Below are 9,920 nucleotides of genomic sequence, written 5' to 3'. Positions count from 1 at the left end.
GGGGGCCCGCCGTATGGGGGTGCTGTCCCGCGTGCACACCCGCGTGCAAGGCGGGGGCCCGGGCGCGCCCGCCCCCCCGGGGCGCCCCCCCCCCCCCCCGGGCGGGGGGGGGGGGGCCCCGCGGCCCCCGCGCCTCCCGTCCGTCTGTGCTCGCGTGGACTACGCGGGCTGCGCCGTCGTGTGCAGCGGCACGATCACGCCGTGCGACTCGCGCAGGACGTCGAGGGTGCGCTGGACCTCGTCCGCGCGCTCCTCGGTGCTCCAGCCCAGGGTGTCCGCGAGCACGTCGGCCAGCTCGTCGAGCAGGTCGATCGTGACACCGCCGACGAAGGCGAGGTTCGTGCGACGGAGTACCACGTCGACCAGGTGGACCGCCTGCTCGTGCTGCGCGAAGTACGCGACCTCGGCACGGGTGAGCGAGGGGTCGGACTCGAGCGGCTCGACCGGGCCGTCGGTCAGGACGTCCACGACCTCGGCGGCACGGGTGCCGTAGCGCTCGAGCAGCCCCTCGACGACGGACTCGTCGAGGCCGTCGCGGTGGGACTTGATCCACAGGGCGCGCTGCGCGTCGGTCGTCGGGAAGTCCTTGCCGCCGCCGATCGCCATGCCGGTCGTGTCGACCTTCCGGGCGATGCCGAGCTTCGTCGTGACGTCGCTCGACAGGTGCGCGGCCAGGGCGCGGAACGTCGTCCACTTGCCGCCGACCAGGCTCAGCACCGTGGTGCCGGGCAGCCCGGCGATCGGGGTGTCGACGATCCGGTAGTCGCGGGAGACGAAGCCGGGGGCGGTGTCCTCGTGGCGGGGGAGCGGGCGGATGCCCGAGTAGCTGTAGACGATGTGGTCGCGGGTGACCTCGATCTGCGGGAAGACGTGCTTCACCAGGCCGAAGAAGTAGTCGATCTCCTCCTCGGTCGTGGTCACCGGCTTCGACGGGTCCGCGTCGATGTCCGTCGTCCCGATGAGCACCCGGCCCTTGAGCGGGTAGATGAGGACGATGCGGCCGTCGTTGTTCTCGAAGAACAGCTCGCGGCCCTTGGTCGCCTCGAGCAGCTCGTCGTTCTTGACGACGATGTGGGAGCCCTTCGTGCCACCCATGAACTTCGTCTCGCCGCCGAACGCCTGGTTCGTCAGGTCGGTCCAGGGGCCGGAGGCGTTCACGACGACGTCGGCGGTGAACACGAAGTCCTCGCCGGTCTCGCGGTCGTGCAGCACGACGCCGCCGTCGCGGGTGCCGGCCGCCTCGACGTAGTTGACGGCACGGGCGGTCGCGGCGCTGCCGGTGCCCTGCGCCGCGGCGAGGCCGTCCTTGAGCACGTCGAGCGCGAGGCGCTCCGGCTCGTGCACGGAGGCGTCGTAGTACGTGCCCGTGTACTTCAGGTCCTTGTTGAGCGCCGGCATGTCGGCCAGCGCCGCCTTCTTCGTCAGGAAGCGGTGCTTCGGCACCGAGCCGCCGTCACGCGAGAAGGAGTCGTAGATCGTCATGCCGATCTTGATGAGCGCGGCGCCGCGCTCCTTGGTCGAGCGCTGCTTGTGGGTGAGCATGCGCAGCGGGGCGTTCATGATGCCGGAGAAGGTCGAGAAGATCGGCATCGTCGTCTGCAGCGGCTTGACGTAGTGCGGGGCGATGCGGATCAGGCCGTTGCGCTCCTGCACGCTCTCGCGCACCAGGCGGAACTCGCCGTTCTCCAGGTACCGGATGCCGCCGTGGATCATGTGGCTCGACGCGGCCGAGGCGCCGCCGGCGTAGTCGCCGCGCTCGACCAGCACGACGTCGACGCCCTGCAGGGCGAGGTCGCGGAAGGTGGCGATGCCGTTGATGCCGCCACCGACGATGAGGACCTGTGCGTTCGGGCGCTCGGTGAGCGCGCTGACCGTCTTCCGGGGCTGCGTCTTCTTCGACATGGTGCGTCGCTTCCTTGGTCGGTTCCGTGGGGACGCCTTCGATGGTGCTCCTGGGTGAGAGGGCGGGCAACTCGTGTGCACGAACGTGCAGCACACGTGTCGGTCGCGTCGTCGGGGCGGCTCCCGACGCCGCTGCGGGGGCGGGGGCGACGGCCGGGAGGCGCGACAGGGGTTGCAGAGGCCGTGCACGTCCGTGCATGCTCGGTTCCGTGAGTGACGCAGCGCAGCCGATGCGAACGCAGCAGGCGCTGCGCGCCGCGCACCTGTACTACCTGCAGGACCTGACGATGGACGCCATCGCCGACGAGCTCGGGACCTCGCGGTCCTCGGTGTCGCGGCTGCTGAAGTACGCCAGGGACACCGGGCTGGTGGACATCCAGATCCGCTCGCCGCTCGACCAGGCGGCCGCGCTCAGCCGGAACATCCGCGCACGGTTCGGGGTGCACGCGCACGTCGTCCCGGTGCCGGACCACACGAGCGACGTCGACCGGCTCGAGCGCGTCGCCCTGTCCGCCGCGCGCATCCTGACGCAGTACGTCGAGTCGAACATGGTGATCGGCATCTCGTGGGGATCGACCGTCAGCGCCGTGAGCCGCTACCTCGTGCCCAAGACGACGCACGGGTCGACGGTCGTGCAGATCAACGGCGCCGCGAACACCCGGACCACCGGCATCGTCTACGCGTCGGAGATCCTCCGTCGCTTCGGTGAGGCGTACGGCGCGTTCGTGCAGCAGTTCCCCGTCCCGGCGTTCTTCGACGACCCGGCGACGAAGGAGGCCCTGTTCCGCGAGCGGTCGATCCGTCGCGTGCTCGACCTGCACGAACGCATGGACCTCGTCGTGTTCGGCGTCGGAGCGCCGCAGGCGCCGGTGCCCTCGCACGTCTACTCGGGCGGGTACCTCGACCCCTCGGACCGTGACGAGCTGTCCGAGGCCGGCGTCGTCGGGGACGTCTCGACCGTGTTCTACCGCGCGGACGGGTCCTGGAAGGACATCGGGGTGAACGCCCGGGCCGGTGCGCCGGACCTCGACACGATCAAGCGGGCGCCGCGGCGGGTGTGCGTGGTGGCCGGGCGGTCGAAGGCAGCGTCGCTCAAGGGCGCGCTCGCGGCCGGACTGGTCACCGACCTCATCCTGGACGAGAGCGTCGGGCAGGCGATCCTGCAGCCCTGACCGCAGTGCATGCGCGCGGTGCCGGCGCGGTGTCTCCGCGGTGCCTGGGTCAGGTGCCGACCTTCTTTGTCGGTGGTGCCAAGTACGTTCTGGTGCATGGTGCCTTCCCACGAGAACCCCGGCCAGGTGGACTCCGACGGCGCCGTCCTGGCGGCACCTGCGACCGCGACGGACGGCCGCTCCTTCCGACGCATCGCCGGCACCGACGTCGACGAAGCGCTGTCGTTCTTCACCGGCGACTACGACTTCCGCGCCCCTCGGGTCCGGCGCACCCGGCAGCGCCCGCAGTGGGACTTCGCCGGGGTGAGTGACGACCTGATGTCGCTGCGGACGTCACGGTTCCTGGTCGACCTGCGGACCGAGAGCGTCGTCGACGACCAGGTCATCGTCGCGTGGCTGCGATCCGGCTCCAGTACCCTCACCTTCGGCGGTCGGAGCATCGAGCTCGAGCCCGGCGTGCCGGTGGTGCTGCCCGACGCGTACGAACTGCACCACCGCGACATCGGGTTGAACCTCGTGCAGCTCGACAAGGCGCACGTGCGGGCGCTCGTGGGTGATGCCGACCTCACGTTCGACGCCATGCACCGGCCGACCGCGGAGGGCATCCACGCGTGGCAGTCGGTCGTCCGTGCGCACTCGTCGACCTGGTTGCGCAGCGACCACGACCTCACCCCGGCGGCACGGCGCAGCATCGTCGACGCCTTCGCGACGGCGGCGGTCGACGCCTTCCCGCACCGCGAGCGCTGGCAGTCGACGGTGACCGGCAACGGTCCGGAGCACGCCCGGCTGCGGCTGGCGCTCGAGTACGTGCACGCCCACGCGCGGGACGCCATCGGGACCGCCGAGATCGCCGCGGCCGCGGGGCTCAGTCCTCGTGGGCTCCAGCAGTCGCTCCGGCGGCACCTCGACCAGACTCCGGGCGACCTGCTGCGCAGCGTGCGGCTCGACGGCGCCCGGGGGGACCTGCTCCGCGGTGACCGCGACGACACGAGCGTGGCGGACATCGCCCGGGCCTGGGGGTTCGGACACCTCGGACGGTTCTCGGCGACCTACCGCGCACGGTTCGGAGAGCTGCCGAGCGAATCGCTCCGGACGCGCTGACCGAGCGGTCGTGGGAGCGGCGTGAGCCGAATCTCGCGTCATCGAACGGGCGTCTGTCGCGCAGATGTTCGGTCGGAACCCACGCGGAACGAACGCCGGCGCATCGTGGAGGTGTCCTGCACCGCCCACGAAGGAGTCCGTGATGCTGATCGGCGTCCCCACCGAAGTCAAGAACAACGAGTACCGCGTCGCGGCCACACCGGCGGGTGTCGGCGAGCTCGCCCTGCACGGACACCGCGTGCTCGTGCAGGCCGGCGCCGGAGCCGGGTCGTCCTTCTCGGACGACGAGTACCGGGCTGCGGGTGCCACCGTCGTCGACACCGCCGCCGAGGTCTGGGAGCAGGCGGAGCTCGTCCTCAAGGTGAAGGAGCCGATCGCCTCCGAGTACGCCTCGATCCGTCCGGGACAGGTGCTCTTCACCTACCTGCACCTGGCGGCCGACCGCCCGCTCACCGACGCGCTCATCGCCTCCGGAGCGACCGCGATCGCCTACGAGACCGTGCAGCTGCCGGACCGGTCGCTGCCGCTGCTCTCCCCGATGTCGGAGATCGCCGGGCGGCTCTCCGTGCAGGTCGGTGCCGACCAGCTCATGCGCACGAAGGGCGGCCGCGGGCTGCTGCTCGGGGGCGTGCCGGGGACGCCGCGCGGTCGCGTCGTCGTCATCGGCGGCGGTGTGGCGGGGGAGCACGCCGCCACGATGGCGCTCGGGCTCGGTGCCGAGGTCACCGTGTTCGACATCAGCCTGCCGCGGCTGCGTGCGCTCGACGCCCGCTTCGACGGGCGGATCACGACGCTGCGGTCCTCCTCGCACGCGATCGCCGACGCGCTGCGTGACGCGGACCTCGTCATCGGCTCGGTGCTCATCCCGGGTGCCTCGGCGCCGAAGCTCGTGACCGACGCCATGGTCGCGGACATGCGGCAGGGGTCGGTGCTCGTCGACATCGCGATCGACCAGGGCGGCTGCTTCGAGGGCTCGCGGCCGACGACCCACGACGACCCGACGTTCGCCGTGCACGACGCCGTCTACTACTGCGTCGCGAACATGCCCGGAGCGGTCCCGCGCACCAGCACGATCTCGCTGACGAACGCGACGCTGCCGTACGCTCTCGCGATCGCCGACCAGGGGTGGGAGCAGGCGACCTCGGCGGACCCGGCGCTCGCGAAGGGCGTGAACGTGCACGCCGGCCGAGTCGTGAACGAGGCCGTCGCCGCCGCGCACGGCCTGGCGGCCGCCGCGCGCTGACGCGCGCCGCGCCGCGCCGCCGCTCGCGCTGGCCCGAGACTCGGCGTGAGCGACAGTTCTCGCGCCGGAGGCCGCGAGAACTGTCGGTGGGGCCGAGTCTCGCCGCGCGGCCGCGCCGGTTGCTGGGCACGCTGTGCCCCGGGATCGTTCCGCGAAAGCGACAGTCCTCCGCCGATGTTCGGCGGAGGACTGTCGCTTTCGCGGAAGTGACAGGCGGCGCGGGCGCGGCTACGCCGCGCGGGCGCGGCTACGCCGCGCGGGCGCGGCTACGCCGCGCGGGCGGTGGCGGCGGCGCCGGCCGCGCCGCGGGCGCCACGCGACCGCGCGGCCCAGCCGACCCGGGCGCGCACCACGAGGGTGACGACGACCGCTGCGGCGATCGCCACGACCGCCGTCACGGCCGTGGGCACGGACACGAGCGGACCGTCGAGCCGCCCGACCGCGACCCACGCGAGACCCCAGGACAGCGCCGCGGTCGGTGCGAGTCGTCCGCCGCCCCAGATCGGGAGCAGCACCCCGACGAGCCCGGCCACCGCGGCGACGACCACGCCCCAGGTGTCCTGACCGAGTCCGAAGCCCCGGAAGCCGGCGGCGGTCAGCACCGCAGCGGTGTTCGCTGCCGTCGCGACGCACACCCAGCCGAGGTAGAGCCCGAACGTGCCGTCCGTCACGATCGCCTCGACGGTGCCCGAGGGCCGGGTCCGCCGGAGCACCGCGAACGCCCAGACCAGGACGCCCAGCAGCGCGAGGATGATCGGCTCGCTCGCCCACAGGAACCCGAACTGCACGGACAGGATCCACGCGGCGTTGAGCAGCAGGGACAGCACCGCGGGGACGAACAGGCGCTCGTGACGCTCGTCGTCGGCGGTCCGGAAGAACTGCCGCACCGTCCAGGCGATGAGGCCCACGTAGACGACGCTCCAGATGGAGAACGCCGGTCCGGCCGGTGCGATCGCGGTCGACGACGCCGAGAGCGCGCCGCCGGCCGCCTCGGCGATGGGTGTCCCACCGGCTGCACCCGACCCGACGAAGGCGCCGACCACTGCCACGACGGCGCTCACGGCGACCGCGATGCGCTTCCAGATCTTCTTCATGTCCGCTCCGTTCGTCAGCATGCTGATGACCTGCACGGTAGGCCCGACGGACACCGCCGGTCGCAGCGGGCGTCCAGGTGACCGGGGGACGAGCCGTCCAGCGGGTGCGTACGGTGGCCTCGTGACCGTCGAGCTCAACACCGTCTACGTCGACCGCATCGCGCCGATCGCCTGCCCGTCCCTCGACGACACCTTCCGGATGATCGGCGACCAGGGCGCGAGCGCGTGCATCGTGCTGCACCGCCCGGACGCCGAGGAGCTCGGGGACGTCGCGGTCGCCCTCGGCCTGCACGAACTCGCGGTCGAGGACGCTGCCGAGGGACACCAACGCCCGAAGCTCGAACGCTACGGCTCGACGCTCTTCACCGTGCTGAAGCCGGCGGTCTACCACGACGGTCCGGAGGAGGTCGAGTTCGGCGAGGTGCACGCCTTCGTCGGGCAGGACTTCTTCCTGGCGGTGGTCCCGGCGGACCCGCGCGGACCGCAGGCCGTCCCGCACGCCCTCCGACGACTCAGCGGCAAGCCGGCCCTGGTCACCGCCGGTCCGCAGGCGCAGCTCTGGGCGCTGATGGACTCGATCGTCGACGGCTACGCGCCGGTGATCGACGGGCTCGAGGAGGACATCAACCAGATCGAGGACCAGCTGTTCTCCGGCGTGGCCGGGGTGTCGCGGCGCATCTACGAGCTGTTCGGCGAGGTCGTCGACTTCCAGCGCGCCGCCCGACCGCTCATCGGCATCATCGAGAACCTGCACCGCGGCGCGGAGAAGTACCACCTGCCCGTGGAACTGCAGCGCCGGTTCCGCGACGTCCTCGACCACGTCATCCGCACGGTCGAGCGCCTCGACACCTTCCGTCAGCTGCTGCAGAACGCCCTGACGGTCGACTCGACCCTCGCGGCGCAGAAGCAGAACGACGACACCAAGCGCATCTCGGGCTGGGCGGCGATCCTGTTCGCGCCGACGCTCATCGCGGCGATCTACGGCATGAACTTCACGCACATGCCCGAGCTGTCGTGGACGTGGGGGTACCCGCTGTCGATCGTCGCGATGATCGCCTTCGCCGCGATCCTGTTCGTCGTCTTCAAGGTGAAACGCTGGTTCTGACGGCCCCGCGCCGCTGACGGGTGGGCCCGGCCGACGCCCCGGTTCCACCGACCCGCGCGCGTCGTGTTGCGCGGGACACGGCGCGACGGCCAGGCTCGTCGTGCCCCCGACGCGCAGGCGTCGACGACGCCGACCGGAGCAACGATGCCCACCACCACGAACGACCTCGTCCACCTGACCGCCGGTGGGGTGTCCGTCGTCCTGGACTGCCGCGACGGCGCACTGCCCGCCGTCGTCCACTGGGGCGCCGCCCTCGGCGCGCTGGCCCACGGCGAGCTCGTCGCCCTCGCCGACGCCGACGTCGCCCCGGTCGCGAACAACGAGGCCGACGTGCCCGTCCGCCTCGCCCTGCTGCCGGAGCCCCACCGCGGCTGGACCGGCCGCCCCGGGCTCTCCGGTCACCGCGACGGCCGCGACTGGTCGCCGGCGTTCACGGTCACGGCGCTGCACGTCGACGACACGCGCATGACGGCCGAGGCCGAGGACACGACGGCGGGGCTCGCCGTCCGGATCACCGTCGAGGTGCTCGTGTCCGGCCTGGTCCGCACCCGCGCCGCCGTGACGAACACCGCCGCCGGCACGTACACGGTCGACGACCTGACCGTCGCGCTCCCCGTGCCCTCCCGCGCCCGCGAGGTCCTCGACTTCGCCGGCCGCTGGGGCAAGGAGCGCACCCCGCAGCGCCGCGAGCTCGTCGTCGGCACGCACGAGCGTGACAGCCGCAAGGGCCGGACCGGCGCGGACGCCGCGACCGTCCTCAGCGTGGGGGAGCCCGGCTTCGGCTTCACCCACGGCGAGGTGTGGGGCGTGCACACGGCGTGGAGCGGGAACCACCGCCACTTCGCCGAGCGCCTGGCCACCGGGCGCCAGGTCGTCGGCGGCGGCGAGCTCCTGCTGCCGGGCGAGGTCCGGCTCGACACCGGTGAGACGTACGAGGGCCCCTGGGTGTACGGCGCCTGGGGGGAGGGCCTCGACGACCAGGCGCGACGGTTCCACCGCTGGCTCCGCAGTCGCCCGCAGCACCCCACGAGCCCGCGGCCGGTGACGATCAACGTCTGGGAGGCGGTCTACTTCGACCACGACTTCGCCCGGCTCACCGACCTGGCCGAGCGAGCCGCCCGCCTCGGCGTCGAGCGGTACGTCCTCGACGACGGCTGGTTCCGCGGCCGTCGCGACGACCACGCGGGCCTCGGCGACTGGTACGTCGACGAGGACGTCTGGCCGGACGGCCTCGGTCCGATCGTCGACCGCGTCCGGGCGCTCGGCATGGAGTTCGGCCTCTGGTTCGAGCCCGAGATGGTGAACGAGGACAGCGACCTCGCCCGCGCGCGCCCGGAGTGGATCATGCAGGCCGACGGGCGGCTGCCGGTGCGATCCCGCGACCAACAGGTGCTCAACCTCGCGATCCCGGAGGCGTCCGCGTACGTGCTCGAGCGGATGACGGCGATCATCGGCGAGTACGGCGTCGACTACGTGAAGTGGGACCACAACCGCGACCTCGTCGAGGCCGGCTTCCCGGGCGGCGGGGCGGCCGTGCACGAGCAGACCCTGGCGACCTACCGGCTGATGGCGACGCTCAAGGAGCGCTTCCCCCAGCTCGAGATCGAGTCGTGCTCGTCCGGCGGCGCCCGCGTCGACCTCGCGGTGCTCGAGCACACCGACCGCGTCTGGGTGTCGGACGACATCGACCCCTCCGAGCGCCAGCAGATGCACCGGTGGACGCAGCAGCTCCTGCCGCCGGAGCTCCTCGGCGCCCACGTCGCGAGCGGCGTGAACCACACGACGGGACGCTTCCACGACGTGTCGTTCCGCGCCGGCACCGCCCTGATCGGGCACTTCGGCATCGAGTGGGACCTCGCGCAGGCCACCGAGGACGAGGAACGCACGCTGGCGTCGTGGATCGCGCTCCACAAGGAGTGGCGCGCACTGCTGCACACGGGGCTGCTCGTCCGCGTCGACGAGGTCGACCCGACCCGCCTGGTGTACGGGGTCGTCGCCGAGGACCGCCGTGACGCCGTCTTCTTCGTCGCGAGCACCGGTCGGTCCGAGGTGTCCGGCGTCGGCCGCGTCGTCCTCCGCGACCTCGACCCGGACACGCGCTACCGCGTGGACCCCGTCCTGGTCGGCGACGACCACGACGTGCGCGCCCCCGAGTGGTGGTCCGGTGACCGCGTCTTCAGCGGTCGCGTGCTCGAGCAGGTCGGCCTGCAGCCGCCGCTCCTCCCGTCGGACCGGGTGGTCCCCTTCCGCGTGACGGCCGTCTGACCGCGACGCGACCAGCAGGCGGACGGGAGGCCCGTGGC

Annotated in this window: 7 protein-coding genes; 5 read left to right on the top strand and 2 right to left on the bottom strand. The window is 72.4% G+C overall.

The window, feature by feature from the left end; genetic code table 11:
• Positions 1–159: 159 nt before the first annotated feature.
• Positions 160–1,902 (bottom strand): glycerol-3-phosphate dehydrogenase/oxidase, encoded by a 1,743-nt coding sequence (locus ACIPEQ_RS10165; RefSeq protein ID WP_250367949.1) that lies wholly within the window; start codon positions 1,900–1,902, stop codon positions 160–162.
• Positions 1,903–2,132: 230 nt separating this feature from the next.
• On the opposite strand from ACIPEQ_RS10165, the gene ACIPEQ_RS10160 reads away from it, so the two are divergent.
• The 3 genes from ACIPEQ_RS10160 to ald all read left to right on the top strand — a co-directional run bounded on the left by ACIPEQ_RS10160 (position 2,133) and on the right by ald (position 5,418).
• The gene (locus ACIPEQ_RS10160; RefSeq protein ID WP_126890567.1) at positions 2,133–3,074 is read left to right on the top strand and encodes a sugar-binding transcriptional regulator; all 942 of its coding nucleotides are present in this window, start codon (positions 2,133–2,135) and stop codon (positions 3,072–3,074) included.
• Positions 3,075–3,170: 96 nt separating this feature from the next.
• Positions 3,171–4,175, top strand: a complete 1,005-nt coding sequence (locus ACIPEQ_RS10155; RefSeq protein ID WP_402715037.1) for a helix-turn-helix domain-containing protein — start codon at positions 3,171–3,173, stop codon at positions 4,173–4,175.
• Positions 4,176–4,317: 142 nt separating this feature from the next.
• Entirely contained in the window at positions 4,318–5,418 is a 1,101-nt protein-coding gene (ald, locus tag ACIPEQ_RS10150) for an alanine dehydrogenase (protein WP_402715036.1), read from the top strand.
• Between the two features lie 266 nt (positions 5,419–5,684).
• On the opposite strand, the gene ACIPEQ_RS10145 is transcribed toward ald, so the two are convergent.
• Entirely contained in the window at positions 5,685–6,533 is an 849-nt protein-coding gene (locus ACIPEQ_RS10145; protein WP_402715035.1) for a tryptophan-rich sensory protein, read from the bottom strand.
• A gap of 100 nt (positions 6,534–6,633) precedes the next feature.
• Here ACIPEQ_RS10145 and ACIPEQ_RS10140 point away from each other — a divergent pair, with 100 nt between their 5' ends.
• Positions 6,634–7,617, top strand: coding sequence for a magnesium and cobalt transport protein CorA (locus ACIPEQ_RS10140; RefSeq protein ID WP_238638141.1), 984 nt, complete (start codon positions 6,634–6,636; stop codon positions 7,615–7,617).
• A gap of 144 nt (positions 7,618–7,761) precedes the next feature.
• Positions 7,762–9,882: an alpha-galactosidase gene (locus tag ACIPEQ_RS10135; RefSeq protein WP_402715034.1), complete on the top strand. Its 2,121-nt coding sequence runs from the start codon at positions 7,762–7,764 to the stop codon at positions 9,880–9,882.
• Positions 9,883–9,920 lie beyond the last annotated feature (38 nt).

The organism is Curtobacterium sp. NPDC087080 (assembly GCF_044745105.1).
Lineage (GTDB): Bacteria > Actinomycetota > Actinomycetes > Actinomycetales > Microbacteriaceae > Curtobacterium.
The sequence above is the reverse complement of the archived record's forward strand: the minus strand, read 5'-3'. Positions and strand labels throughout refer to the sequence as shown.

Excerpts from the sequence above, each read along its gene's own strand:
- ACIPEQ_RS10165 (WP_250367949.1), bottom strand. The coding sequence starts at position 1,902 with ATGTCGAAGAAGACGCAGCCCCGGAAGACGGTCAGCGCGCTCACCGAG.
- ACIPEQ_RS10160 (WP_126890567.1), top strand. The coding sequence starts at position 2,133 with ATGCGAACGCAGCAGGCGCTGCGCGCCGCGCACCTGTACTACCTGCAG.
- ACIPEQ_RS10155 (WP_402715037.1), top strand. The coding sequence starts at position 3,171 with ATGGTGCCTTCCCACGAGAACCCCGGCCAGGTGGACTCCGACGGCGCC.
- ald (WP_402715036.1), top strand. The coding sequence starts at position 4,318 with ATGCTGATCGGCGTCCCCACCGAAGTCAAGAACAACGAGTACCGCGTC.
- ACIPEQ_RS10145 (WP_402715035.1), bottom strand. The coding sequence starts at position 6,533 with ATGCTGACGAACGGAGCGGACATGAAGAAGATCTGGAAGCGCATCGCG.
- ACIPEQ_RS10135 (WP_402715034.1), top strand. The coding sequence starts at position 7,762 with ATGCCCACCACCACGAACGACCTCGTCCACCTGACCGCCGGTGGGGTG.